This window comes from Dyella solisilvae, assembly GCF_003351225.1.
Lineage (GTDB): Bacteria > Pseudomonadota > Gammaproteobacteria > Xanthomonadales > Rhodanobacteraceae > Dyella > Dyella solisilvae.
In genome coordinates this window covers 50,062-75,245 of record NZ_QQSY01000009.1, presented here as the reverse complement: position 1 = coordinate 75,245, position 25,184 = coordinate 50,062, and the positions used below count along the sequence as shown (strand labels likewise).

Annotated in this window: 29 protein-coding genes; 14 read left to right on the top strand and 15 right to left on the bottom strand. The window is 67.0% G+C overall.

The window, feature by feature from the left end:
• The first annotated feature begins 164 nt into the window (after positions 1 to 164).
• Entirely contained in the window at positions 165 to 350 is a 186-nt protein-coding gene (locus DVT68_RS19595) for a hypothetical protein (protein WP_114826900.1), read from the top strand.
• 260 nt (positions 351 to 610) lie between these two features.
• Here DVT68_RS19595 and pepN read toward each other — a convergent pair whose 3' ends face one another.
• Complete coding sequence (pepN, locus tag DVT68_RS19590) at positions 611 to 3,265, bottom strand: aminopeptidase N (RefSeq protein WP_114826899.1); 2,655 nt, start codon at positions 3,263 to 3,265, stop codon at positions 611 to 613.
• Between the two features lie 66 nt (positions 3,266 to 3,331).
• Here pepN and DVT68_RS19585 point away from each other — a divergent pair, with 66 nt between their 5' ends.
• The gene (locus tag DVT68_RS19585) at positions 3,332 to 4,336 is read left to right on the top strand and encodes an aldose 1-epimerase (protein WP_114826898.1); all 1,005 of its coding nucleotides are present in this window, start codon (positions 3,332 to 3,334) and stop codon (positions 4,334 to 4,336) included.
• Complete coding sequence (locus DVT68_RS19580) at positions 4,333 to 5,298, top strand: pyridoxal-phosphate dependent enzyme (protein ID WP_114826897.1); 966 nt, start codon at positions 4,333 to 4,335, stop codon at positions 5,296 to 5,298. Before DVT68_RS19585 ends, DVT68_RS19580 begins: the two co-directional genes overlap by 4 nt.
• An 87-nt stretch (positions 5,299 to 5,385) precedes the next feature.
• Here DVT68_RS19580 and DVT68_RS19575 read toward each other — a convergent pair whose 3' ends face one another.
• Positions 5,386 to 6,267, bottom strand: a complete 882-nt coding sequence (locus DVT68_RS19575; RefSeq protein ID WP_114826896.1) for a DMT family transporter — start codon at positions 6,265 to 6,267, stop codon at positions 5,386 to 5,388.
• A 105-nt stretch (positions 6,268 to 6,372) separates the two neighbouring features.
• Here DVT68_RS19575 and DVT68_RS19570 point away from each other — a divergent pair, with 105 nt between their 5' ends.
• Positions 6,373 to 6,720, top strand: a complete 348-nt coding sequence (locus tag DVT68_RS19570; protein ID WP_147281777.1) for a hypothetical protein — start codon at positions 6,373 to 6,375, stop codon at positions 6,718 to 6,720.
• A gap of 12 nt (positions 6,721 to 6,732) precedes the next feature.
• Positions 6,733 to 7,308: a DNA-3-methyladenine glycosylase I gene (locus tag DVT68_RS19565; protein WP_114826894.1), complete on the top strand. Its 576-nt coding sequence runs from the start codon at positions 6,733 to 6,735 to the stop codon at positions 7,306 to 7,308.
• On the opposite strand, the gene DVT68_RS19560 is transcribed toward DVT68_RS19565, so the two are convergent.
• Positions 7,309 to 8,229 carry a LysR substrate-binding domain-containing protein gene (locus DVT68_RS19560; RefSeq protein ID WP_114826893.1) on the bottom strand — a complete coding sequence of 307 codons (921 nt, stop codon included), beginning with the start codon at positions 8,227 to 8,229 and terminating at the stop codon, positions 7,309 to 7,311.
• Between the two features lie 109 nt (positions 8,230 to 8,338).
• Here DVT68_RS19560 and DVT68_RS19555 point away from each other — a divergent pair, with 109 nt between their 5' ends.
• Complete coding sequence (locus DVT68_RS19555) at positions 8,339 to 8,542, top strand: hypothetical protein (RefSeq protein WP_114826892.1); 204 nt, start codon at positions 8,339 to 8,341, stop codon at positions 8,540 to 8,542.
• Positions 8,543 to 8,589: 47 nt separating this feature from the next.
• Here DVT68_RS19555 and bioC read toward each other — a convergent pair whose 3' ends face one another.
• From bioC to bioB, 5 genes are all read right to left on the bottom strand, one after another.
• Positions 8,590 to 9,471 (bottom strand): malonyl-ACP O-methyltransferase BioC, encoded by an 882-nt coding sequence (bioC, locus tag DVT68_RS19550; RefSeq protein WP_114826891.1) that lies wholly within the window; start codon positions 9,469 to 9,471, stop codon positions 8,590 to 8,592.
• Positions 9,468 to 10,238 (bottom strand): pimeloyl-ACP methyl ester esterase BioH, encoded by a 771-nt coding sequence (gene bioH / locus DVT68_RS19545; protein ID WP_114826890.1) that lies wholly within the window; start codon positions 10,236 to 10,238, stop codon positions 9,468 to 9,470. The genes bioC and bioH overlap by 4 nt, the downstream gene beginning before the upstream one ends.
• Entirely contained in the window at positions 10,235 to 11,125 is an 891-nt protein-coding gene (locus DVT68_RS19540) for a sulfurtransferase (protein ID WP_114826889.1), read from the bottom strand. Before DVT68_RS19540 ends, bioH begins: the two co-directional genes overlap by 4 nt.
• 28 nt (positions 11,126 to 11,153) lie before the next feature.
• Positions 11,154 to 12,335, bottom strand: a complete 1,182-nt coding sequence (bioF, locus tag DVT68_RS19535; protein ID WP_114826888.1) for an 8-amino-7-oxononanoate synthase — start codon at positions 12,333 to 12,335, stop codon at positions 11,154 to 11,156.
• Between the two features lie 90 nt (positions 12,336 to 12,425).
• Positions 12,426 to 13,466, bottom strand: coding sequence for a biotin synthase BioB (gene bioB / locus DVT68_RS19530; RefSeq protein ID WP_114826887.1), 1,041 nt, complete (start codon positions 13,464 to 13,466; stop codon positions 12,426 to 12,428).
• A 142-nt stretch (positions 13,467 to 13,608) separates the two neighbouring features.
• On the opposite strand from bioB, the gene DVT68_RS19525 reads away from it, so the two are divergent.
• Both DVT68_RS19525 and DVT68_RS19520 read left to right on the top strand, forming a co-directional pair.
• Positions 13,609 to 13,815, top strand: a complete 207-nt coding sequence (locus tag DVT68_RS19525) for a hypothetical protein (protein ID WP_114826886.1) — start codon at positions 13,609 to 13,611, stop codon at positions 13,813 to 13,815.
• Between the two features lie 15 nt (positions 13,816 to 13,830).
• On the top strand, positions 13,831 to 14,556 hold the full coding sequence (locus DVT68_RS19520; RefSeq protein WP_114826885.1) for a ComF family protein: 726 nt from the start codon (positions 13,831 to 13,833) through the stop codon (positions 14,554 to 14,556).
• Here DVT68_RS19520 and DVT68_RS19515 read toward each other — a convergent pair.
• Together DVT68_RS19515 and DVT68_RS20595 are read right to left on the bottom strand one after the other, a co-directional pair.
• The gene (locus tag DVT68_RS19515) at positions 14,553 to 15,218 is read right to left on the bottom strand and encodes a MarC family protein (RefSeq protein ID WP_114826884.1); all 666 of its coding nucleotides are present in this window, start codon (positions 15,216 to 15,218) and stop codon (positions 14,553 to 14,555) included. The genes DVT68_RS19520 and DVT68_RS19515 overlap by 4 nt on opposite strands.
• Positions 15,219 to 15,271: 53 nt before the next feature.
• Complete coding sequence (locus DVT68_RS20595; protein ID WP_199536151.1) at positions 15,272 to 15,703, bottom strand: MliC family protein; 432 nt, start codon at positions 15,701 to 15,703, stop codon at positions 15,272 to 15,274.
• A 226-nt stretch (positions 15,704 to 15,929) separates the two neighbouring features.
• Here DVT68_RS20595 and DVT68_RS19505 point away from each other — a divergent pair, with 226 nt between their 5' ends.
• From DVT68_RS19505 to DVT68_RS19495, 3 genes are all read left to right on the top strand, one after another.
• Entirely contained in the window at positions 15,930 to 17,417 is a 1,488-nt protein-coding gene (locus DVT68_RS19505; RefSeq protein ID WP_233523568.1) for a DUF2252 domain-containing protein, read from the top strand.
• Between the two features lie 194 nt (positions 17,418 to 17,611).
• Positions 17,612 to 18,637, top strand: coding sequence for an alpha/beta fold hydrolase (locus DVT68_RS19500; RefSeq protein WP_114826920.1), 1,026 nt, complete (start codon positions 17,612 to 17,614; stop codon positions 18,635 to 18,637).
• A gap of 132 nt (positions 18,638 to 18,769) precedes the next feature.
• Complete coding sequence (locus tag DVT68_RS19495; RefSeq protein ID WP_147281776.1) at positions 18,770 to 19,141, top strand: hypothetical protein; 372 nt, start codon at positions 18,770 to 18,772, stop codon at positions 19,139 to 19,141.
• 84 nt (positions 19,142 to 19,225) lie between these two features.
• On the opposite strand, the gene DVT68_RS19490 is transcribed toward DVT68_RS19495, so the two are convergent.
• Complete coding sequence (locus DVT68_RS19490) at positions 19,226 to 19,663, bottom strand: hypothetical protein (protein WP_147281775.1); 438 nt, start codon at positions 19,661 to 19,663, stop codon at positions 19,226 to 19,228.
• 383 nt (positions 19,664 to 20,046) lie between these two features.
• Here DVT68_RS19490 and DVT68_RS19485 point away from each other — a divergent pair, with 383 nt between their 5' ends.
• The gene (locus DVT68_RS19485; RefSeq protein ID WP_114826881.1) at positions 20,047 to 20,397 is read left to right on the top strand and encodes a carboxymuconolactone decarboxylase family protein; all 351 of its coding nucleotides are present in this window, start codon (positions 20,047 to 20,049) and stop codon (positions 20,395 to 20,397) included.
• 60 nt (positions 20,398 to 20,457) lie between these two features.
• The gene (locus DVT68_RS19480) at positions 20,458 to 20,868 is read left to right on the top strand and encodes a hypothetical protein (protein ID WP_114826880.1); all 411 of its coding nucleotides are present in this window, start codon (positions 20,458 to 20,460) and stop codon (positions 20,866 to 20,868) included.
• Positions 20,869 to 20,888: 20 nt separating this feature from the next.
• Here DVT68_RS19480 and DVT68_RS19475 read toward each other — a convergent pair whose 3' ends face one another.
• From DVT68_RS19475 to ubiA, 4 genes are all read right to left on the bottom strand, one after another.
• Complete coding sequence (locus DVT68_RS19475) at positions 20,889 to 22,166, bottom strand: RNA polymerase sigma factor (protein ID WP_114826879.1); 1,278 nt, start codon at positions 22,164 to 22,166, stop codon at positions 20,889 to 20,891.
• 55 nt (positions 22,167 to 22,221) lie between these two features.
• Positions 22,222 to 22,638 carry a VOC family protein gene (locus tag DVT68_RS19470; RefSeq protein WP_114826878.1) on the bottom strand — a complete coding sequence of 139 codons (417 nt, stop codon included), beginning with the start codon at positions 22,636 to 22,638 and terminating at the stop codon, positions 22,222 to 22,224.
• 20 nt (positions 22,639 to 22,658) lie between these two features.
• Positions 22,659 to 23,087, bottom strand: a complete 429-nt coding sequence (locus tag DVT68_RS19465) for a YciI family protein (protein WP_114826877.1) — start codon at positions 23,085 to 23,087, stop codon at positions 22,659 to 22,661.
• Positions 23,088 to 23,304: 217 nt separating this feature from the next.
• Positions 23,305 to 24,330, bottom strand: coding sequence for a 4-hydroxybenzoate octaprenyltransferase (gene ubiA / locus DVT68_RS19460; protein WP_114826876.1), 1,026 nt, complete (start codon positions 24,328 to 24,330; stop codon positions 23,305 to 23,307).
• Positions 24,331 to 24,458: 128 nt separating this feature from the next.
• Between ubiA and DVT68_RS19455 the strand changes: the two genes are divergently transcribed.
• A complete protein-coding gene (locus DVT68_RS19455) occupies positions 24,459 to 24,836 on the top strand; it encodes a VOC family protein (protein WP_114826875.1) in 378 nt (125 codons plus the stop codon).
• Positions 24,837 to 25,184: the final 348 nt, after the last annotated feature.

Genomic DNA, 25,184 nt, shown 5'->3' with positions numbered 1-25,184 from the left:
AGTGACTAAAACGCTCGTTTGTGCCGGTTCACGGCACCTGCTGACGCGCAGCGTCATTCCGTGATCCATGCCCTTTTGGAGTGTGATGTGCATCACATTGCTGGCACGGGCGTTGCATTCCCTCGTTGGCCAACCGAAAGGCAACCGAGAGGGGGACTCACGTCATGGATCTGAGTTTTGATTTCGAGCCGGTTTACCACCACCACGACCTGCTGATCGAGCTGGGCCTCGTCGAGATGGCCATGGAGCATCTGGATGCGCGCAGCGAGAACGAGCGCCAGGTCTTACGCCCGCGGCTGATCTCGCGGATGAGCCGCCTGCGCGACGAGCTCAAGCGCCTCGAGGCGTGACGGCGCGCGCCATGGGCGCGACCGGTGATGTATTTGGATGTCCAGACGTCCGTTCGTAGTAAGGCGTCGTTGTACCCGGGCCAAAGCGCCCGGTTTCAGGGGTCATGGTCGAATCCGGCCACCCCTCCCGATCATGAGCTTACGCCCGGGTGCCCCGTCGTCGACGGGATGCACTCGGGCGCACTTCTTTGCGCGAACGAAGAGCGCTCCTGCAGGCGCCGCGCGTGGCCGGTGGCCACGCACGGCAGCTGAGCCGGTCCCTAGCCCTGAAGCATGCTCTGCACGATTTCGGTCAGGTTGCGCGACAGGCCGGGATGCGCAGCGAGTGCGGCGATGGCCGATCGCGCTGCGGCATGCCGAGTCGGTTCCAGGCGCTGCCAGCCGTTGAACGCGGTGGCCAGTCGCGCCGATACCTGAGGGTTGAGCGCATCGAGCTGGCGCAGCCGTTCGGCCAGTAACTGGTAACCGCTGCCATCCGGACGATGGAAGCCATCGGGGTTGCTGCGCGCCCACGCGCCGAACAGGGAGTTGACGCGGTTGGGGTTCTTCAGCGTGAACGCCGGATCGCTTTCCAGCTGGCGCACGCGTTCCAGCACCACGGCGCCCGGCAGCAGGGCCTGCACCGAGAACCACTTGTCCATCGCCAGCGGATTGTCGGCGTAGCGTTCGCGGAAGTGCGCCAGTGCGGCATGCGCCTGGGGGGCGTCGCCGCGCACCAGCACGGCGAGCGCGCCAAGGCGATCGGTCATGTTGGGGGCGTTGTCGTATTGCAGCGTGGCGAGGCCATGCGCGGCCCAAGGGTCGATGCGGGCAAGCAGCTCCAGCACCCGTCGCTTGAGGCGGCGTCGCGCCTGGCTGGCGGCATCGAGTTCGAGGCTGGTGTGCGCGGCCAGCGCGGTGTAGCGCTGTTCCAGGGTCTCGCGGCCGATGCGCAGTGCGAGGTGTTCCTGCAGCTGCTGGCGTAGCGCATGGACATGCGAGGGATTGACCTGGCGCTCGCGCTCGGACAACTCGATTTCGCCGGGCGGCGTAAGCAGGTCGGCAAGCAGCGCGGCATCCACCGAGGTATCGCCGAACAGCGCCGACAGCGCCTCGCACCAGGCATCCAGGGCGGCGGAGCTGTTGCCCTCGCGCAGGTTGTCGTACGCGCGCGCGGCGAGTTGCTGGCCGGCCTCCCAGCGGTTGAAGCCGTCCGGATCGTGGCGCAGCAGCAGCGCGAGATCCGCCGGCGCGTAGTCGCACTCGAGGATCACCGGGGCCGAGAAGCCGCGCAGTAGCGACGGCACCGGCGCCGCCTCGACCTGCTCGAACACGAACGATTGTTCCGCCTTGTCCACCACCAGCACGCGCTCGCTTGCCCCGGCATCGGCGCCGTTGCCGGCGAGATGCAACGGAACCATGCGGCCGCGGGGATCGAACAACGCCAGCTTCACCGGAATCGGCAGCGCCCGCTTGTGCGGTTGGCCGGGCGTGGGCGCGGTGTGCTGCGAAAGCGTGAGCGTATAGGTGCGATGCGCTGCGTCGTAGCGACCGCGTGCAGTCAGCCTCGGCGTGCCGGCTTGCGCATACCAGGCCAGGTAGGCGCCCAGGTCGATGCCGTTGGCGTCACCCAATGCGCCGAGAAAATCTTCCAGCGTCGCTGCCTGGCCGTCGTGGCGCGAAAAATACTGGTCCATGCCACGGCGGAATCCGTCACGACCCAGCCGCCCGGCCACCATGCGCACCAGCTCCGAGCCTTTCTCGTAGACGGTGGCGGTGTAGAAGTTGTTGATCTCGCTGTATTGCGCGGGGCGCACCGGATGCGCCAGCGGGCCGGCGTCCTCCGGAAACTGCGCGCGGCGCAGCAGGGCCACGTCCTCGATGCGCTTGAGCGCAGGCGAGTTCATGTCCGCCGAGAACTGCTGCTCGCGGAACACCGTGAGGCCTTCCTTCAGCGACAGCTGGAACCAGTCCCGGCAGGTGACGCGATTGCCGCTCCAGTTGTGGAAGTATTCGTGCGCGACCACCGCTTCGACCGCACGATATTCCTCGTCGGTGCTGGAGTCAGGGTCGGCCAGCAGGTATTTCGCGTTGAAGATGTTGAGGCCCTTGTTCTCCATCGCGCCCATGTTGAAGTCATGGGTGGCCACCACGTGGAACACGTCCAGGTCGTACTCGCGACCATAGGCCTGCTCGTCCCAGCGCATGGCGCGCTCGAGGGCATCCATCGCATAGCCGCAATGCCTGATCGCGTCGGCCTCGGCCCAGATCACCAGCTGCAACGGGCGGCCACTGCCAGTCACGTAGTCGCGCTCGATCTTCTGCAGGCGACCGGCCACCAGCGCGAACAGGTAGCTGGGCTTGGGGTGCGGATCAACGAAGCGCGCCCAGTGGCGGCCGTCGTCCAGTTCGCCATGGCCGTCGGGATTGCCGCCCGCCAGCAGCACGGGGAAGCGCTCGCGGTCGGCGCGCAGCGTCACCGTGTAACTGGCCAGCACGTCAGGGCGATCGAGGAAGAAGGTGATGTGGCGGAAGCCCTCGGCTTCGCACTGGGTGAGCAGGAAGCCGGTCTCGCGCGATCCGGACAGGTACAGGCCTTCCAGCGCGGTGTTGGCCGCCGGAGTCACCCGAACGCGCGTTTCCAGCACGCTGCCGTCGCGGGCGCCATCCACTTCGAGCACGTTGTCCTGATAGCGCCAGGCACTTTCGGGCAAGGGCTGGCCGTCGAGCTGGATGTCGAGCAGCGTCAGGCCCTCGCCATCCAGGCGCAGCGGCGCGGGGCCGGTCGGATCGCACGCCAGCTGCAGCCGCGAGGTGACCTCCGTGGCGTCGATGCCCAGGTCGAAGGTCAATTCCACGCGCGATACGCGCCAGGCCGGGGCCTGGTAGTCGCTGAGCCGGATCAGGGTGGGGGATGCGTCGCTACGGTTCGTCATGCCGGCAGCTGGGGCTTGGTCATTGGATCAGGCTAACATGCGGCCCTTTCCAGGCAGGACAAGTCGATGGCGCAGTTTCTTGCAGAACGCGGCCGGTTGGGGGCCCACGAGATCGTGGCGCTGGCCGACCCTGCACGCGGCCGCCGGCTGCGCATTGCGAGGCGTGGCGCGACTCTGCTGAGTTTCGACGTGGCGGTCGGCGAGGGCAGCCGCGATATCGCCGACGGCTATCGCGACGCGGGCGAGCTGGACACCAGGCCTAGTTCGCGTTTCGCCGTCATGGCGCCGTTCGCCAATCGCATCCATGACGCACGCTGCGTGTTTGATGGGGCGCCGCACGACTTTCAGCCGGGCGTGGAGGGTGCTTCGCGCGCCGCGCGCCACGGGTTCGTCCGTGGCGTTGATTTCGAGATCACCCAGCTCAGCGCCGACGACAGCGCCGCCCGCGTCACCTTCACCACGCAGGCGATCCGCCCCGGCGTGCACCCGGGTTATCCGTACGCGATCGACCTGTCGGTGACCTATACGCTGGATGCATCCGGCCTCACCCTGGAGGCCGTGATGCGCAACGTGGGGCAGCAGGCTGCGCCCTGCTTCTTCGGCTGGCATCCGTATTTCCGCCTCGGCGACGGCCCGATCGACCGCTGGGAGCTGCAGGTTCCCGCGGACACCGTGGTGCGCACCGACGCCGACTTCATCCCGCTGCCGGGTGACGCCGCGCGCGTGCCGATGGCGCAGGAGCCGTCGCTGGATTTCCGCCAGCTCCAGCCGATCGGCGCGCGCGAGCTCAATGTTGCCTACACCGACCTTGTCGCTGACGCCGATGGCCGCGCACGCACGCGCCTGCGTGATCCCGACAGCGGTCTGGCCATCGCGGTGTGGCAGCGGTCCGGCGTGATGCTCGCCTTCACCGCCGATACGGTGACGCGCGACGTGCGCCGCTCGGTGGCGCTGGAGCCGATGGAAAGCTGGGCCGACGCCTTCAATCGTCCTGACTGCGCCGCTGCGATCCGCCTCGAAGCGGGCGCGGAGCGGCGCTATACCTGTGGTGTGGAGATCGAAAGCCCATGAGCCAGCCTGTCCTTCACGCGGCGCTTCCCAGTTTTGCGAACGTGCAGGAGGCGGCGGCGCGCATCAAGCCGTATGCGGTGGTGACGCCGGTGCTGCGCAGCCAGGTGCTGAACGTGTTGAGCGGCGCCGAGCTGTCCTTCAAGTGCGAGAACCTGCAGCGCGGCGGCGCCTTCAAGTTTCGCGGCGCCTGCAATGCCGTGTGGTCGCTGGATGATGAGCAGGCCGCGCGCGGCGTGGTCACGCATTCCTCGGGCAACCATGGCAATGCGCTGGCGCTGGCGGCCGCAACGCGCGGCATTCCCGCGCACGTGATCGTGCCCGACGGCGCCGTGCGTACCAAGGTCGAGGCGATCGAGCGCGCCGGCGCGATTCTGCATCGCTGCGCGAACAACCAGGCCGCGCGCGAAGCCAAGGCCGAGGAAGTACGCGCGGCGACTGGCGCCGAACTCGTGCACCCCTACGCCGACGCGCGGGTGATGGCCGGGCAGGGCACCGCCGTGCTGGAACTGCTGCAGCAGGTCGGCGGCCTGGATGCGGTGATCACGCCGGTGGGCGGCGGCGGCCTCAATGCCGGCACCGCCATCGCGGCGCATGGCGTGTCGCCGCAGATCGCGGTGCACGGCGCGGAGCCGACTGGCGCCGACGACACGGCACGTTCGCTGGCGGCGGGCCAGCGCGTGGGCCCCTTCGTGCCCGACACCATCTGCGATGGCCTGCGCACGCTGGTCGGCGAGGCCAATTTTGAGGCGCTGCGCATGCATCGCGTCGAAGTGACCACCGTCACCGACGAAGAGGTCATCGCTGCGATGCGCTTGCTGTGGAACGAGCTGAAGATCGTGGTGGAAACCTCGAGCGCCACCGTGTTGGCCGCGGTGCTGAAGCGCCCGGAGCGCTTCAAGGGGCAGCAGGTGGGATTGATCCTCACGGGTGGCAATGTCGATATCGACGCGTTGCCTTGGTAAACATCGCCCTCAACACCTTCGTCATTCCCGCTTTGGCGGGGATGACGCAGGAAATAGGTCTTCCTGAATTGTGACGATGAGCCGCGCTCAGCCGCGTCGCAAACGCAGCCCACTCACCGCGACCAGTCCCGACAACACGAACGCAATCCCCAGCGTCTCCATCGCGCTCGGCCGTTCGTGCAGGATCACCCAGGCGAGCAGCACGCTGACGATCGGAACGCCAAGGCTGGCCAGCGTCGCCACTGCGGTGGGCAGGCGGTGCAACACCAACAGCCACAGGCCCCAGGCGATGCTGGAGGCCATCACCACGCTGTAGGCCAGTCCGCCCACGAAGGCCCAGTTCCATTCGATCGCGCGCTGCGGCACGCACAGGGCAATCACGACCAGCGCGAGCGAGCCCAGCAGCATCTGCCAGGCGGTCAGGTTGAGGGGCGTCGGGCCATGGCGCTGGAACATGCGCTTGCTGAGCACCGTGCCCATGGCCCACGCCGCGCCGCCGCCGATGGCCAGCAGCGTGCTGCCCGGATTACCCAGGCCATGCCAGGGTTCGATGATGCAGGTGAGGCCGATGGCGGCGAGGCCCAGGCCCAGCCAGCGACGCGGGGTGAGTCGTTCGTCGAGGATCACCCACGCCAATAACACAGCCCAGAACGGCATGGTGTAGGCGAGCAGGGCTACGCGGCCGGCGCCGCCGTTCACCAGCGCCCACTGGCCCAGGCCCTGGAACGCGGTGGTCTGGCACAAGCCGATCAGCGATGTGGGCAGCAGCGGCGGCGGACGCAGCGGCTGGCGCAGCACCAGCAGCGCGCCGAACAACACCAGCGCGCCGAGCACGTAGCGGATCGCGGCGAAGTCGAACGGCCCCGCATGCGCGAGCACCTGCTTCATCACCACCCAGCTGTAGGCCCAGATCAGGATGGTGGCCAGCAGCGCGAAGACGGCGCCGCGTGTGTGCGCTGAGGTGGTCATGGATGGTCCAGGTGACGGGGAAGCGCGCGCCGGGTCGGACCCTTGTTCCACACGCATGGGTGGGATAGCGTCGAGGCTTGCCTGGAAAACCGCAAGAGGATGGGCATGGCCGGTACGAGTTCATGGAACGCACCCGTGGCCTGCGCCGGATTGGCTGCCGTCATCGGCCTGCTGATCCGGTTCCCGCTGCTGTGGCGGATGACGGAGACCGGAGAAGTCTCCCTGCTCAAGGCGTTGCCTGTGGTGGTCGGCGCGCTGTCCTTGCTGATCGGCAGCCTTGCCTTGCTATGGCGCCGCCAGGGCTGGGGCAGGCTGTTCATGGTGGCCGCCATCGCGTTGCTGGCGGCTATGTTCGGTTTGACCGGCGTGCTGTTCTCGGTCTGGCTGTGGTTGGGGATGCTGGCCGCACTGGGCGGCGCGGCGATTGGCCTGCGCAGCAAGCCCGCACTGTGAAGGAATGACGCCATGGCATCGAAGGCCACCAGCAAGACACGCTGCCCCTGGGGCAACAGCCCGGACATGCACGACTACCACGACACCGAGTGGGGCGCGCCATTGCATGACGACCAGATGCTGTTCGAATTCCTCTGCCTGGAAGGCGCGCAGGCAGGGTTGTCGTGGCGAACCATCCTGCTCAAGCGCGAGCACTACCGCCGTCTGTTCCATGACTTCGAGATCGCCCGCGTCGCCGCGATGAAGGACCGCGAGCTGGAGAAGCTGCTGCTCGATCCCGGCATCGTGCGCAATCGCCTGAAGGTGTACGCCGCGCGCGACAACGCGATCGCCGCGCTGAAGGTGATCGACGAACACGGCAGCCTCGATGCTTACCTGTGGTCATTCGTCGACGGCAAGCCGATCCGCAATCGCTGGACCGGTCAGGGCGACGTGCCGGCAAGCACTCCGGTGTCGGATCGCATGAGCAAGGAACTGAAGAAGCGCGGCTTCCGCTTCGTGGGCACCACGATCTGCTACGCCTTCATGCAGGCGACCGGCATGGTCAACGACCATGTAGTGAGCTGCTTCCGCTACAAGCAGGTGTGATCAGTGATGCCGGCGTCCATCCATGGAATGCGGTAGCCGCTGCGGCTCGCGCGCGTAACGGTGGGCCTCCTCCAGCAGCCACTCGCGGAACGCGCGTAGCGCTGGGTGCTGCGCCGAGCGTGGCGGATAGACCAGGTAGTGCGCGTAGTCGGCGCGGAGCCGTCGCCGGCTGAGCAGCACCAGTTGCCCGGACTCCAGCAGCGGTCGCGCCATGGTGAGGCGGCCGAGCCCGATGCCCATACCTTCGACCGCGGCGTGGTGCAGCGTTTCGGTGTCGTCGAAGTGCGCCACGTAGCGCTCGGGCGGCGTGCCACCGAAGGTGCGGAACCATTTCGCCCAGACATTCTCCAGGTCGTTCAGCAGGGGCCACTCGGACAGGTGCTTCAGCGTCGGGCGTCCCAGTCGCGCGATGAGGTCGGGGCTGACGATCGGTGTGAGCCAGTCATCAAACAAGTGCTCGGCCCGGACACCGGGCCATTCGCCGGGACCAAAGCGCAAGGCGGCGTCGACCGATTCGCGCTCGAAGTCGACCAGCGCGGGACTCGACAGCAGGTTGAGCTGCAGATGCGGATGCGTGGCGATGAAGTCGCCGAGCCGCGGCACCAGCCAGCTCGAGGCAATCGATGGCATCACACTGACGGTGAGTTCATCGGCCGGCGGCGCGCTGAACTCCTGCAGCGCACGTTCGATCGACTCGAACTGCGGCCCCACCATTTCCAGCAGGCGCGTGCCCTCCGGCGTGAGGTCGACGCCCCGAGGTCCGCGCACGAACACGCGCTGGCCGAGCCGGTCCTCGAGCCCGCGAATCTGGTGGCTGAGCGCGCTGGTGGTGAGGTGCATGTGCCTCGCCGCGAGCGAGAGATTGCCGGTGCGGGCTGCGATGACGAAGCCCTGCAAGGCAGTGAGCGGCGGTCGACTCATGTTGAGGTCGCCTCATACCTGGATTGCGAAATTCTCGCTTTTTGCCAGTGTGCGGTGGGTCTAGTGTCAGGGCTGCCCAAAACACGGGTGTTGTCTGAGGAACACGATCATGTTGCTTATCGGCCTGCCCTTATCCAAAGCACCGGCGACGGCATCCGCCACGGCTCGTGTGGAGCCGCGCAGCGACCGCGCCACCACTGACAATCTAGTCCAGCAGCCATATAAAGAACGTCATGACTGGAGCGCGCCGGTCGATGGCCTGGGCCATTACATCGACAGCCGCCTGAGCGGCGAACTGTTCCGCATCGATTGACGGCGACGCGGTGCCGGCGGCGCGCAGCGCGCCCGCCGGCCGCGGCTTCAGCGGCGGCGCGATCCGCGCAGGCTGTTGAGCGAAAAACTGGCGATCTCGCCACCACCAGGCAGCCGGCGTGACTGCCCCGGCGGCGGCCCCCAGGCATGCGCGGTGACCACTTCCCAGGTAGCCGGAATGCGTCCGTCGACGCGCATTGTTTCGTAGGCGGCCAGCATGCGCTGGTAATGGCGCTTGCCGAGCAGGTGACGCTCGCGCTCGCGGTCGGCATTGGTGGCTCCCAGGCCTTGCAGCTCCTTGAGCAGCATGCGCGGCTCGCTGTAGGTGAGCGTGTAGCGATCCACGTCCAGCACCGGGTCGCGCAGGCCAGCGTTGATCATGGCGTCACCAAGGTCGTGCATGTCCAGGAAGCGGCTGACGTGGGGCTGCTGGTCGGCTTCCGCCCACGCCGCGCGTAATTCCTTCAGGGTGTCCGGACCAAAGGTGGAATACACCAGGAGGCCGCCCGGCTTGAGCACACGCACGCATTCACTGAACAGCGCGGTCAGGTCATCGACCCACTGGAAGCACAGGTTGGAATGCAGCACGTCCACGCTGTGGTCGGGCAGCGGCAGCGAGGTGGCTTCCGCGCACACGCGCTGGAACGGCTTGAGCCAGCTCGCGTGCTTCCTGGCCGCGCGCAGCATCGGCAGGGCGAGATCCATCGCCACCACCTGCGCCTTCGGATAGCGCTTGCGCAGCAGTGCGGTTCCGCGGCCGGTGCCGGCGCCCACGTCGATCACCCGCTCGGGCGTCTCCAGGTAGAAGCCGAGGCGATCCAGCAGCAAGGTCTGCACTTCGCGTTGCAGCGCGTCGTGCTGTTCGTAGGTGTTGGCGGCGCGGCCGAAGTTGCGGCGCACCTGGCGCTGGTCGAAATGCGATGAGCTCATGAAAGACTGTCCAGCAGCGGCGCCAGCCCTTCGGCGACTTCCGCAGCGTAACCAAAGAAGGGCGCGTGACCGGCGTGGGCGATTTCCACGAAGCGGCCGCGGGACTGCTCGGCCGACCACGCCATCGCCGCGGGCGGCACGATGCGGTCGCGGCGGCCGGCGATCCATGCGCTGGGCACGGCAAGGCCGGCCAGATCAGCGCGGCGATCGCTGGTTTCCAGAATGCGGATGCCTTCCTGCAGCACGCGCAGGTCGGGTTCGCCGCGGGTGAAGATCAGGCTGCGCAGGTGGCGCACCTCGGCCATCGGGTCGCGGCTGCCCATGGCCTCCAGCGCCATGAAGCGTTCCAGCGTGCCGTGGTAGTCGGTTTCCAGGTCATCGGCGAGCTGGCGCACCAGCTTGGGGTCGCTGCCATGCGGCCAGTCCTCGCTGCGAGAGAACTTCGGCGTACCGTCGATGACGCCCAGACCAAGCACGTTGTGCGGATGCTCCAGCGCGCCGGTCATCGCGATCAGGCCGCCGAGCGACCAGCCGATCCAGATCGCCGCCGGGGTGCGCTCGGCGATCGCCTGGGCGCAGGCGGAGGGCTCCAGCGGCAGCGTGCTGTCGCGCGAATAACCGTGGCCGGGCAGGTCGACCACGTGCAGCGTGCAGCGGTTGGCCAGCACCTCGCACAGCGGTTCCATCATGCCGCCGTGCATGGCCCAGCCATGCAGGAGCACCACGGGGATTTCGCCGTGGCCGTGGGTCTCGATGTGCAGGGTCAAAGTGCCTGCTCCCCGTCGGGGAGAAGGTGACCCGAAGGGGCGGATGAGCCCCCTGAAGGGGGTAAAGGGCGGGTGCTCGAGAAGGCGTCGCCAAGTGCAGGGCTTTCGCTAGGTTGGCCCCTCACCCCAGCCCTCTCCCCAGCGGGGAGAGGGAGCAGAGCGGCGGGCGCGAGGTTCTTGTCCAGCGCGCCGCGCTCGTCGAACACGAAGCAGTCGCCGCGCCAGTGCGCGCCGTCGGTTTCCTCGAAATATTTCAGGATGCCGCCTTCCAACTGGTACACGCGCTCCATGCCGATGTCCTGCATGTGCAGCGCCGCCTTTTCGCAACGAATGCCGCCTGTGCAGTAGGACACCACCGTCTTGCCCTCATAACGCGCGCGGTCGGCGGCGAGGGCGGCGGGGAGTTCGGTGAAGCTGGCGATGCGGTAGTCCACAGCATCGGCGAACAGGCCCACATCGGTCTCGTAGTCGTTGCGCGTATCCAGCAGCACGACTTCGCGGCCCTCGTCGTCACGGCCCTGTGCCAGCCAGCGCTGCAGCGTCACCGGCGCCACGACCGGCGCGCGCGAGCCTTCCGGCCGGATCGCCGGCATGCGCATGGTGATGATCTCTTTCTTCAGGCGCACGCGCATGCGGCCGAACGGTACGGCATCGGACACCGACACCTTCGGCTCCAGTCCGGCGAAGCGCGGGTCTTCGCGCAGCCAGTTCATGAAGGCGTCGATCGGCTCCTGCGCACCGGCGAGGAACAGGTTGATGCCCTCCGGCGCGAGCAGGATGGTGCCCTTCAGCGCCAGCGCTTCGCAGCGCGCGTGGATGCGTTCGCGCAGCGCCGGAAGGTCGTCCAGGCCGACGAATCGATAGGCGGAGAGATTGATGATGGACATGGGGGGATGGGTACGGCTGAAGAGGCCATTATACGGGGCGGGGCGCGGCGACCCGGGACAGGGCCTCCAGCAACCGGTCCACGTCCGCCTCCTCGTGGGCGGCCGACAGCGTGATACGCAGGCGCGACTTGCCCTGGGGCACCGTTGGCGGGCGGATCGCGGTGACCAGGAAACCCTGCTGCTCCAGCGCCTTGGAGGCATCGAGGGCGGTCTGCGCGTCGCCCAGCAGCAGCGGCTGGATGGCGGTGGGCGAGGGCATCAACGGCAGGCCCAGCTGGCTCGCGCCGTGGCGGAAGCGGGCGATCAACGCCTGCAGCTTCTCCCGTCGCCAGTCTTCGGTCAGGGTCAGTTTTACGGCCGCCAGGGTGGCGGCGGCCAGCGCTGGGGGCATCGCGGTCGTATAGATATAGGTGCGGGCCGACTGGACCAGGCCTTCGATCAGCGCCGCTGAGCCGGCCACGAAGGCGCCGCTGCAGCCCAGCGCCTTGCCTAGGGTGGCCATCAGCACCGGCACGTCGTCCTGGCCAAGGCCCGCCGTGGTGACGCTGCCTTCGCCTTGCGGCCCCAGTACGCCCAGTCCGTGCGCATCGTCCACCATGAAGGTGGCGCCTTCGCGGCGACAGAGGCCGGCAAGTTCGCCCAGCGGCGCGATGTCGCCGTCCATGCTGAACACGCCATCGGTGGCGAGCAGCGCGGCGGCGTCGCCCTGGCTGGCGAGCTGGCGCGCTGCGCCATCGACATCGGCATGCGGATAGCGACGTAGCGTGGCGCCGGCCAGCTGGGCGCCGTCGAGCAGGCAGGCATGGTTGAGCTTGTCCTGCACGCACAGGTCGTCGCGTTGCAGCAACGCCTGCATCACGCCGAGGTTGGCCATGTAGCCGGTGGAGAACAGCAGGGCGCGTTCGCGCCCGGTCCATTCGGCGAGCGCTTCTTCCAGCGCCGCGTGTTCGCGGCGATGGCCGCCGATCAGGTGGGCGGAGCCGCTGCCCACGCCCGACTCGTCGGCGGCCTTCTTCAGCGCGGCGACCAGCGTGGGATGCTGGGCGAGCCCGAGGTAGTCGTTGGTGCAGAAGGCCAGCAGCCGGCGACCCGCGCTATGCACCCAGGCGCCATCGGCATGGTCGATGGTGCGCAGGCGCCGCAGCAGGCCGGCTTGCGCTCGTTCGGCGCTGTGCCGGGCCAACCGTTCAGTAAGTGAGGGGCGCGTCATGGGCGTCGCAACAACGCCTCATTCCTCATCATCCCCGCTTCCGCGGGAATGACGGTTTGAGCGAAGTGTCTCGTATCCCGGCACCGCGTCTCACGCAGCCGCGCTGCAACCGCAGCCATGACCGCATCCGGCGCTATCGGCTTCCATGATGTCCGCATGCACGGTGTTGGCTTCCTCCACCACCTCCAGCGAATGCAGGTCCAGACGCTTGAACAGCGCGCGGTCATGCTCCACGTCCGGGTTGCCGGTCGTGAGCAGCTTCTCGCCGTAGAAGATCGAGTTGGCGCCGGCGAAGAAGCACAGCGCCTGCACGGCGTCGTCCATCTGCTGGCGGCCGGCGGACAGACGCACCATCGAGGCTGGCATCAGGATGCGCGCGACCGCAATGCTGCGCACGAACTCGAACGGATCCAGCGCCTGCACGCCGTTGAGCGGCGTGCCTTCCACCTGCACCAGCTGGTTGATCGGCACCGATTCCGGGTGCTCGGGAAGGTTGGCCAGCGTCTGCAGCAGGCCGGCGCGCTGCTCGCGCGTCTCGCCCATGCCGACAATACCGCCGCAGCAGGTCTTCAGGCCCGCTTCGCGCACGTGTTCGAGCGTGTCCAGACGATCCTGGTACTGGCGGGTGTGGATGATCTCGCCGTAGAACTCCGGCGCGGTGTCCAGGTTGTGGTTGTAGTAGTCCAGACCGGCCTGCTTGAGCGTTGCGGCCTGTTCGCCGTTGAGCATGCCCAGCGTGGCGCAGGTTTCCAGGCCCAGGCCCTTCACCGCACGCACGATCTCGGCCACCTTCAGCACGTCGCGGTCTTTCGGGCTACGCCACGCGGCGCCCATGCAGAAGCGGGAGGCGCCGGCGTCCTTGGCTGCCTGCGCGCGCGCCACCACGGCGTCCACGCTCATAAGCTTCTGCGCTTCCACGCCAGTGTCGTAGCGCGCGGCCTGCGGGCAGTAGGCGCAATCCTCGGGGCAGCCGCCGGTCTTGATCGAGAGCAGTGTGGACACCTGCACCGCGTTGGGATCGTGGTGCTCGCGGTGCACCGAATGCGCGCGATGCAGCAGTTCATTGAACGGCAGCGCGAACAGCGCGGCCACTTCGGCGCGGGTCCAGTCGTGGCGGATCGGTTGGGCCATGGCGACAGCTCTGGGGAAGGAATTTGCGACAGTGTGGCAGGGCATTCCGCTCTGTCAACTTTTGCGGCATTAGTGAAGTTTACGATGCGTCGGCGTATGGCTGGCGCTACCATCGATGCATTCACTCCACGGAGCCGCCGGCATGAGTGCAGGACAGGGCAGCGCGGGCAATGTGCTTGCCGCCATCTGCAGTTTGTTCATTCCCGGCCTGGGCCAGCTGGTGCAGGGCCGATTCTGGATCGCCCTGGTGATGTTCGTGCTGGCGGCGATCCTGTGGATTGTCTGGCTAGGCTGGATCATCCATCTGTGGTCGATCCTCGACGCGGCCATGTTCAAACCCAAGAGCTGAGCGGAGATCCGGCGCATGGAGGCGCTTTCCTGGTGGCGGCCCGCGGCGCATGCGCTGGGCCGCTTCGTACTTCCCCTGCATTGCCTGCTGTGCGGCGCGCCGGGCGACGATGGCCTGGACCTGTGCCGTGACTGCGCCGCCGAGCTGCCGCGAAATCGCAGTTGTTGCGCGCGTTGCGCCCTGCCGCTGGCCGAGCCCGCGGCGCTGTGCGGCCAGTGCCAGCGACGAACTCCGCCGTGGGACGCGGCCTGGGCGCCGTTCCGTTATGCATGGCCGCTGGATCGGCTGGAATCTCGCTTCAAGTTCGGCGCCGATCTGGCCGCCGGCCGGGTGCTGTCCACGCTGTGGTGGCGCGAACCGCTTCCGCTCGCGCTGCCGCAACTGATCGTGCCGGTACCCCTGCATCGTCAGCGCCTGCGCGAGCGCGGCTACAACCAGGCGTTGGAGTTGGCCCGTGCGTTGGCGCGTGGATGGCGCCTGCCGCTGCGTCACGATGTGCTGCAACGCATTCGACAGACCGATGCGCAGACCGAACTGGGCGCCATCGCGCGCCGGCGCAACGTGCGCGGGGCCTTCGCCGTCCGCGACGGAATTGCCTTGCCCCCGCATGTCGCGCTGCTCGACGACGTGTTCACCACCGGTGCGACCCTGGCCGAATGTGTGCGCGCGCTGAAGCGTGCCGGCGTCGCGCGGGTCGACGTCTGGGCATTGGCGCGCGCGCCGTCGAGTGTGGCCGGCTAACTGGGGTGAATCGAACGCAACAGCTCGGACAAACCGTTCCACAGCAGTTGCATGCCGATGCAGAAGATCACGAAGGCGAACAGCCGCATGGTGATCTTGGTGCCGATGTTGCCTAGCAGGCGTTCCAGGTCGCCGGCAAAGCGCACGCACACGTAAATGCTGGCGCACAGGATGACCAGCGCCGCCGCCACGCCGGCGAAGTGACCCGGCGCGGGGCCGCCGCGTGGGGAGCCGGTGCCCAGCGCGATCGCCACGGAGATCGAGCCCGGTCCCACCGTGAGCGGCATGGTCAACGGATAGAACGCCTTGGAGGCCAGCGAACCCGTATGGGGGCGCGCCTTGAGCTGGGCGGCTTCCTCGCTCTCGTCCTCATCGGGCTTCTGCAGCAGGTTCCAGCCGGCCGTGGCGATGATCACGCCGCCGGCCACGCGCAGCACCGGAATCGAAATGCCGAAGAACGACAGCACGTAGGCGCCGATCAACAATGATCCAAGCAGGATGGCGAAACTGTTGGTGGTGATGCGCCAGGCCAGCTCGGTGCGCTCGGCCGGCGTGGCGTCGGGGATCATGGTCAGCACGATCATCGCCGATGCTGGCGGATTGATGATCGGAAACAGGCCAGTCACCAGCAGCAGGAAGGTCTGCGTGAATTCCTGCAACATGGCTCAGGACCTCGCGGCTGTTGGTGCGGGCATGCGTCCATCGTCCATGGCGACTACAGCGAGGTGCTCGGCGAGGGAAGTTCCTCGCCAGATCCGCTGCAGGTGCGCGGCGCGTCACCCGCGAGCGTGAAAGTCGCGTCCTTCAGTCCCTTGCCCCAGAACTCGTTGCCCAGGTCGTCGGCATAGCGCGCGCCCGAGGCGGCCATGGCATGAGGCAAGACCAGCGTCTTGCCGCTGAAAGTGAGCGTCACCTGCTCCGCGGTGAAGTGTCCGGTCACCGCCAGCTCGCCGCACTGGTAGGCATACACGTGAACGGCCGGCGTAGTGGCGCCAGGCGTGGTGTCCGGCGCGGAGGTCGCCGCGGCCGGCGCCTTGGTGGTTGGCGCACTGGCGGCCGCGCGCTCGGACGGGTTGTCGTCAGGCGACTGGCAGCCGGCGAGCATCAGCAGCAGCGTGGCCGTCCACAGTCGGCGGGGGATGGGCATGGTCGATTCCTCGGCGAAGGGCCGGGGTGGCGCCGGCGTGCGTCACCGCAGGATCGTTCGCTTCAGGTGGCTGCCGCGTGAAGGACCCGTTAAGCCGCATGTGCCGGCTTTACGCCATTACCGGTATTTCTACGGTATTTCTTCACAGGGTTCGGGTGTCAAATGACCCTCTGGCCCACAGGCCGGATCCCCGTCGACCACGTCTCATCCCTAGCAGGGGGCGCCCATGTCCACCGTCGCTGAGCAGCAGGGTCCCAAGACCACCGAACAGAAGGCCGCGCGCCCTACGCGAAGCCGCAAGGCCAAGCCAAAGCAGGCGCCATCGGAGCTGTTGCCTTCGACCCCCAACTCGCAGGCGACGCTGCTGCGCCCGCCGGCCGAGCGGCAGGCCCTGGCCAAGACCCTGCGGGAACGCTGCCCGCGCAAGACGCTGGGGGGCTGGAAGGCGCCCGCCGACCGCCGCGACCCGGTCGATATCCTGATTGAAACCTCGCAAGGACGCGTGGAGTCGCTGGTGCCGATCCGCTACGCGCGCATGATGGCCTCGCCGTTCGCCTTCTATCGTGGCGCCGCCGCGTTGATGGCCAACGATCTGGCCAGCGCCGCGCGCACCGGCATCGACCTGCAGATCTGCGGCGACGCCCATCTGGTCAATTTCGGCGGCTTCGCCACGCCGGAACGCGAGCTGGTGTTCGACATCAATGACTTCGACGAAACCACGGTCGGCCCGTGGGAGTGGGACATCAAGCGCCTGTGCGCCAGCCTGGTGGTGGCCGCCCAGGCCAACGGCTTCACCACCAACGATGGGCGCGACATCGCCTGGGAGGCGGCCGCGGCCTATCGCGACCACATCGCGAACTACGCGCAGATGCCGTTGCTCGATGCCTGGTACGACCACATCGACTTGCAGGATGTGATCAGTCGCATGCAAGACGAGCAGATGAAGAAGCTCACCAACAAGATCGTGCGCAAGGCGGTCGAACAAACGGCCCATACCAAGGAGTTCGTGAAGTTCACGGTGGCCGGTGGCTCGCCGCCGCGGATTCTGGACCAGCCGCCGCTGATCTATCACGACGTATCGATCGACAACATCGTCAGCGCCGAAGATCGCGCCAAGGCATTCCACCATTATGGGCAATCGCTGCTACCGGAACGGCGCGTGCTTCTCGATCGCTTTGAAGTCGTCGATTCGGCCGTCAAGGTGGTGGGCGTGGGCAGTGTGGGAACCTACTGCGGCATCATCCTGTTGGTGTCGGGCAACGGCGACCCCTTGTTCCTGCAGTTCAAGGAAGCCCGCGCCTCGGTGATCGATCCGTTCATTGGCAAGAACGTCTATCCGCACCAGGGCCAACGCGTGGTGGCTGGCCAGCGCCTGATGCAGTCGGCCAGCGATTTGTTCCTGGGCTGGACCGAGGGGCCGCGCCGCCACTTCTACATTCGCCAGCTGCGTGACGCGAAGATTTCGCCCCAAGTCGAGCTGATGAGCGCCGCCAACCTGCGGCGCTACGGACGCCTGTGCGCCCATACGCTGGCGCGTGCGCATGCGCGCTCTGGCGATGCTGTGCTGCTGTCGGCCTACTTGGGCAAGAGTGACAGTTTCGCCGACGCCATCGCCTCGTTCTCCGTGGCCTACGCTGCACAGAACGAAAAGGACCACGCGGCGATGGTCAAGGCGGCACGCGAGGGACGCATCGACGTAGCGTCCTTGCACTGATCCCGTGCGACCCGCGCGCCTTCACCGAACGTGAAGGCGCGCGTGCACGCCGTCTGCCGAGTACTGCCCGCAGCCCTCGCGCGGATTCGGTTCGCGCCCAGGCGCGCACCTGAAGAACTTTTCCACCTGCCGTCCTGTCGATGATCGGGCGTGCCGAGCGGCCCGCCGGGCTGCGGCTCACCGAGGAGAAGGGCATGAAAAGGAAGCGATGGATAGGCAGGGGTTTCTTCTGCCTGGTGTTGGCGGTGGGCGCAGTGCATGCCGATGGAACAGGCAGCGTGGCCGTGCCCGAACGTATTCCCGACAGTTACGCACAAGCGGCCCAGCGGATCAGTGTGGCGCCGGGGCGCAAGCTCAACCTCCGTTGTGAAGGCAACAGAGGGCCGACGGTGTTGCTGGAGGCGGGCTCGCATGCCGACACCACCACCTGGTTCAGGTTGCAGCCGCTGTTGGCGGCATCGACGAAAGTGTGCTCGTACGATCGCGCCGGTTATGGCTTCAGCGACGAAGGTCCGCAGCCGCGTAGCCTCGATGCGGATGTGTCCGATCTTCATGCGCTCATCCATCACGCCGGGTTGGCGACGCCGCTGGTGCTGGTGGGGCATTCGCGTGGCAGCAATATCGTGCGGCTCTACGCCGAGCGCTATCCCGCTGACGTCGGTGCCCTGGTCCTGCTCGACCCGCCCGCGCAGGACATCGCGGCCTTTGCGCCCGATTGGGCCAAACAGGAGCAGGCGGTGAACGACGAACGCTACGCCTTCATCCGCCAATGCGCGACTGGCGCCGAGCATCATCAGCTGGCGTCCCCGCCGCCGCCGTTGCAGCGTTGCGTTGCCGCCGCCAATCCGCTCGCCAGCGACAAGGTCAACGCGGCCACGTTCGCCTACAAGAGCACTCCCGCCTTCTGGCGCACGCTGCTGTCCGAGCTGCAGGACAATGCGGTCGTGTTCGGTCAACCGGTGTCGTCGCAGGAGCACCACGGCGCCATGCCGCTGATGGTGCTGACGGCTTCCGACACCTATGCCGACCTGTCGTCCGACGTGCGCCCCTCCCTGGAGGCGGCCAGGGACAAGACCCAGGCGCAGATTGTGGCCACCTCCACACGCGGCCAGCGGGTGGTCGTCGACCAAAGCTCGCATGACATCCAGTTGGACCAGCCGCAGGCGGTCGTCGATGCGGTGGTGAGGGTGACGCAGCAAATGGGCGCTGCTGGCCGATGAGCTGGCGAGCGCCGCGTTCCGTGGCGCCCGTCACCGAATCGCTCGACGCAATGACGGCTACGCCGGCCAGAGCGATGGCGCGGACGTCACCGCGCGCCTATGCTCGCCGGATCGAACCCTGGAAGCGTCCACATGAAACACCGGCGATGGCTGTGCTTGTCACTGATGGTGGGCCTCACCGTGTCGGCGAACGGCGCGGCGTCGCCCGAGGCGCCCGTGCTCAAGTGCGAGGTGGGCCCGGTGAGCCGGCAGTTTGGTGACACGCCGTGGCTGGTCTACAGCTGCGAGGACGCCAAGTCGCTGGTGGTGGTCGCGGCGCCCGGCAATCCCGTCATGCCCTTCTTCTTCTTCCTCAAGCATTCGCAGAACGGCTACACGGTGCGTAGCGAAGGCACCGGCGACAAAAGCGTGACCGACGCGGCTGCGGCGGATCTGTCCCAGTTGAGCGATGAAGAGATTGCCGCGCTCATCGCGGAAACGCAGAAGGCAACGCTTCGCAAGTGAGTGCTGACGGGGCGACGTCAAGAAAACCGGAGCGACCCAATCGACGCGATCGCTCCGGACCGTCGTAGCAACCTGTTTGATGAGTTACTTCAGATCGAGCTCGCGCAGCAGCTGGGTGCCGAGGATCTCGCGCATCGACTCGCGATCCATCGCGCCCTTCTCGCGCTGATCCATCGAGCCCATGGTCTTGGCCATCACTGCATCGGTCTCGTCGCTGCGGTCCAGCGCCGCCATGTTGGCGAAGGTGACGGCCAGCACCAGGTCCGCGTCCTGCGGCGTACGCGGTTGCGCGCGGTAGACGGTGTAGCCGGTGATCAGGCCAGCCTTCTTCATCGCCTCCATGTTCGCCTTGTACGGTCCGTCAAGGAATTTCATGTAGTTGTTGAATTGGCCAGGCTTGATCCTGACGAAGGTCACTTCACGAACCGGGCCTTCCTTGTAGGGCCTCGCTTCCTGTGCTGTTGCCGGTCCCAGGATCGCGAGCATGAGCAGTGACGCGACGAGCAACGAGTGCCGTTTCATGGTCTTCCCCTTGGCTGGGCTGCGCGCATGTGCAGCGAGGGCGGACGCTACGCGCCACCATGGGTGGTGTCAACGAGAGCGCGGGCTACGATTTGAAGCGACAGCGTGGCGTCAACCACGCTGTATCAGCGTTGTTACAACTCGCGTTTGGACGTCCATAAGAATGGCTGTCAGGTGCAAGCTAATGGTCGGCGGACTGTGCGCTGTCGCGTGGCTTGCGCCGGGTGCGCGGGTCCTTCACGGCGCTTGCGCGATGCTTGCGCCGGGTGGCGTCGACGGCGACACGGCAGGGAATGCAGGTGAACCGACGGCCCGGCGCGCCTTGTCGTGACGGCGGCCGGCTGCGCAGCCTGACGCCTTCCCATCATCCGAGGAGGTGCCCCATGTTGAACTGGACCGAATATCTCAAGGAACTCCTGTCGCGCATTGGTGAAATCGGCAAGCTCAGCCCGGACACCGTGGGCGGCTATCAGATGCTCAGCAACGCCGGCAAGAAGACGGGGCATCTGGATGCCAAGACTCGAGAACTGATCTCGCTGGCGGTGGCGGTCACCACACGGTGCGACGGTTGCATCACGGTGCACTCCGCCGCGGCGCTCAAGCAGGGCGCCAGCAGGGAGGAAATCGCCGAAGCCCTTGGCGTGGCGGTGGCCATGAATGCGGGCGCGGCGTTGGTCTACTCCGCGCGTGTCATGGACGCGGTCGCGGCGCACGAGGGAAAGTCTTCGTCCTGATGGCCGTCGATGGGAAGATGGAAGGCCGGCGACATCGGTATTCCATGGAGACCCGCAGCCATGTTCCAACGCAGGGCCATCGAACGTCATCCCCTCGATGCCGATGGCATCAAGCTGTACACCATCGCCGCGACGGCGCGTCCGGTCGCGCTTTCGGCCTACCTGCCGCAGCTCGCGCGGATGAAGCAGGCCCGGCCGATCGACTGGCGTGCGACACCGGCTTTTGCGATCTGCCACGACGGAGCCAGCGCGCGTTATCTGGTGCTTGGCTGGTGGGGCAACGACAACGAGATGTTCGTGGCGGTCGCGGTTGAGCAGGAACGCGGCTGGATCGAGGACGCTGCGCGCTATTCCTTCTGCCTGTGGGACATGGAAGTGATGTGGCACGAGCGCAACGCGTTCGTGGAGCGCATGTATGGCGCCGAGCCGAGCCTGGCGGCATATCGGGCGAGCCACTTCGTGCAGGCTTGAGTGCGCCGGCCGGGCGGAGGCTACATCTGACCGCTGGCGATCGCGCTGGCCGCGGCGCGCTGCTGCATCAACTCGCGCTCGCGCACGTTCTGGGTGAGCGCGGCGGCGCGTTGGAATTCTTCTCTGGCCTCCGCATGGCGACCGAGCCTGCCCAGCAACTCGCCGCGCACGCTGGGCAGCAGGTGGTAGTGGCGTAGCCGGGGTTCGTCGACCAGCGCATCCACCAGGGCCAGGCCGGCTGCGGGGCCAAATGCCTGCGCGTGGGCCACCGCGCGATTGAGCGAGACCACCGGCGAAGGCATGCGAAGCGCCAGCGTGTCGTAGAGTGCGGCGATCCGCGCCCAGTCCGTTTCTTCGGCGAAGTGCGCACGCGCGTGGCAGGCGGCGATGGCCGCCTGCAGCGCATAGGGACCTTCGGCGCCGCCGAGAACCTCAGCGCGTTGCAGCGAGTCGAGGCCGCGGCGGATCAGCAACTGGTCCCAGCGCGCGCGATTCTGCTCGCCCAGCAGGATCGGTTCGCCGTTCGGGCCGCTGCGCGCTGCGGTGCGCGACGCCTGGATTTCCATCAGCGCAACCAAACCGTGCACTTCCGGCTCGCGTGGCGCCAGTCCAGCCAGCACGCGGCCCAGCCGCAAGGCCTCCTCGCACAGCACCGGGCGCATCCAGTCCTCGCCCGCGGTCGCCGCATAACCCTCGTTGAAGATCAGGTAGACCACTTCCAGCACCGAGGCCAGCCGCACGCTCAGCTCGTCGCCGCGCGGGACTTCGAATGGCACGTTGGCCTCGCGCAGGGTGCGTTTGGCGCGGACGATGCGTTGAGCCACCGTGGGTTCGGGCACGAGGAAGGCGCGGGCGATTTCAGGGGTGGAGAGGCCGCCGAGCAGCCGCAAGGTCAGCGCGACACGTGCCTCCGTGGCGAGCACCGGATGGCAGGCGGTGAACACCAGGCTCAACAAGTCATCGCCGATCGGATCGTCGAGCATGGCATCCGGGTCTCCCACGGTCTGCGTCAGCTGATCCTCGATATCCCGCGTGAGTTCGTCTTCCTTGCGTCGGTGCAGCGCATGCCGCCGCAGCTGGTCGATGGCGCGGTGCTTGGCCGTGGTCATCAGCCAGGCGCCGGGATTGCGCGGCACGCCGATGGTGGGCCACTGCTCCAGGGCTGCCACCAATGCATCCTGGGCCAGCTCTTCAGCCGTGCCGACATCGCGCACGATGCGGGCCAGCCCCGCGATCAACCGGGGAGACTCGATGCGCCACACGGCGTCGATGGTGCGATGGATGTCGGCGGCGCTCATGACATCCGATCACAACACCGCACCCCGTGTGGCGCAAGTGAGGTCTGTCGATGGCTTACTTCGCGGCGGCCATCACCATCCAGTTCACGCCGAAGCGGTCGCGCAGCATGCCGAAGCGGCTGGCGAAGAAGGTCTGGCTCAACGGCATGGTGACTTCGCCGCCGTCGGCGAGGGCGTTGAAGCTGCGCTCCGCCGAGGCGTCGTCCTTGGCCGTGAGCGACAGCGAGAAGCCCTGGAAATTGGGCTTGCCCCCGCATTCGCCGTCCGAGGCCATGACCACGGACTCGCCAATGCGCACGCTGGCGTGCATGACCTTCTCACCGTTGGGTTCGTTGGGGCCGCAGCCCTGGGCAGGCTCGGGGCTGTCCTTGAAGCGCATCAGCATCATGGTCTGGGCGCCGACTGCGTTGGCGTAGAAGGCAAGGGCCTCTTCACAACGGCCATCGAAGAACAGATAAGGTTGAATCAACATGGAATGTCCTCTGGTTGTGCTCAGTTCGATCCGGTGATCTGCGCACGCATGCGTGCTTCCTGCTCGCGAAGTTCCGGGGTGAACTCCGCGCCGAAATCCTCCGCTTCAAATACGCGGCGAATTTCGACTTCCGAGGGCATGCCCTCGAAGGGGTTGGGCGCACGCTTGAGCCACTCCACCGCCTCTTCCAGCGAGGCGCACTGCAGCAGCCAGAAGCCGGCGATCAGCTCCTTGGTTTCAGCGAACGGGCCGTCGATCACCGTGCGCTGGTTGCCCTCATAACGGATGCGCGCGCCGCGCACGCTCGGATGCAAGCCCTCGCCGGCCAGCATCACGCCGGCCTTGACCAGTTCTTCGTTGAAGCGGCCCATCTCCGTGAGCAGCTTCTCGCTGGGCATCTCGCCCGCTTCCGAGGCGCGGGTGGCCCGTACCATGGCTATGAATCGCATAGATCGTCACTCCTGTGGGGGTTGTGGCCGCCGGTAGGCGACCCTCTTCCTGACGACGAACCAGACCCGTCGATTTCGACAAGCTAGTGCGAACCCCTTCTACACGGCGTGGACGAAGGCGCACATGAGCGAGCGTGCGCAAAAGGCTTGCGTGGGGATGACGCCATGGAACTGCTGGTCGCGCGCCAGGTGCGCTTCCAACGTAGGCGTGGTGGCTTTAGCGCACGGCCAGCGCCAGCACGATGCCGATCCACAGCGCCATGCCGAGCCAGTTGTTGTTGCGGAACGCCCACAGGCAGGCGTCGCGATCGCGACCCTGGATACGCCACATCTGCCAGCCGAACAGCCCGGCGGCGGCCAGCAGGCTCAGCCAGTACGGCCAGCCCAGCGAGGCGCGCTGGCCCACGAACAGCATGGCCAGCAGGAAGGTGGCGATCAGGATGCCGAGGATCGGCAGGTCGGCGTCGCCAAACAGGATGGCGGTGGACTTGGCGCCCGCCTTGATGTCGTCGTCGCGATCCACCATCGCGTACTGGGTGTCATAGATCACCGACCAGACGATGTTGGCGATGAACAGCAGCCACCCCACGGCGGGCACCGAGTTGGACACGGCCGCGAACGCCATCGGGATCGACCAGCCGAATGCTGCGCCCAGCACCACCTGTGGCATGTGGGTGTAGCGCTTGGTGAACGGGTAGATCGCGGCCAGCGCCGCGCCGGCGAACGATAGCTGGATGGTGAGTCGGTTGGTGAACAGCACCAGCACGAACGAGAACACCAGCAGGCTGGCGAACACGCTCAGCGCCTCGCGCGGCGTGACTCGCCCGGCGGCGATCGGGCGGCCCGCGGTGCGTGCCACCTGGGGATCGAGCTTGCGGTCCGCGAAATCGTTGATGGCGCAGCCAGCGGCGCGCATGGAGAACACGCCCAGCGTGAAGATCACCAGCAGCTTCACCGGCGGGAAGTCCGCGGCGGCCAGCCACAGCGCCCACCAGGTCGGCCACAGCAGCAACAGGGCGCCGATCGGGCGGTCCATGCGGGTCAGCACGAGATAGTCTCGCGCCTTGCTGCGATAGGGCGCCGGCAGGCGCTCCAGCAACCAGTCCAGCACGCGGGTGGCGCGGGTGGAGCTGTCCGCAGGCTGCGCCGTGCCCGTTACTCGCGTCGCCACACCGGGGCGCAGGCGCGGGGCGCTGGTGATCGGCAGTTTGCGTTGCTGGCGCTTGCGGGATATGGGAGCCATCCGCCAAGTTTAGCGTGGCCGGGAGGCGGCAGTGGCGTGACGCAGCGCCGATTTATCCTGCGCAGGCTGTCGCAGCACGGACACACCGCGGCTTACACTGTGCGGACCCACTCGGACTGGACCGAGCCATGCCCCAGGCCCTGAGCCACATCGCGCTGATCGTCAGCAATCCCACGCGCAGCGCGCACCTGCTGACCGGCGTGTTCGACGACGCGCGCATCCTTCGCGAGGAAGACCCGAACGATTCGCATCCTGAAGTGATCGTCTGGTTGGCGGGGCTCGAGTTCGCGCTGATTCGTGGCCAAGGCCCCGCTGCGCGCAACGGTGACCACATCGCGTTCCGTGTGAGCAAGGCGGAGCAGTTAGCGTGTGCGGGTAGGCTGGATGCGCTGGCGCTGGATTATCAGATGGCGCGGCATGATACGGCGCTGTACTTCAGCGACTACGACAATCATGTGTTTGAGTTGGATGTGGTTGATGAGGGTGAGCAGTCGGCGGTTGGGTAGCAGATTCGGTTTTTCGGTATCGCCGAGAATGCTCGACGGGGCCAGGCGTATGCCGCTTTCGCGAACCTACCTAGCTCGTCATCCCTACGGAAGTGGAACGGAGCGTGACGCGCGCCGTTCGCGTCGCCCTTCCCGGCTCGTCATCCCAGCGAAGGCTGGGATCCAGTGACTTTGCTCTTCGCTTTCGGTTTGGCGACTCCGCGACCAGGCTCGCCTGCGGCGGGCTTCCGCTCGTCTGCCGACGAGCGGGTCACTTTTCTCTGCTTGGCCAGAGAAAAGTAACCAAAAGAGAGGCCACCCCGATGGCACGCCTTCCGGGCCACAGGCCCGGAAGGGTCGCGGGCGGGT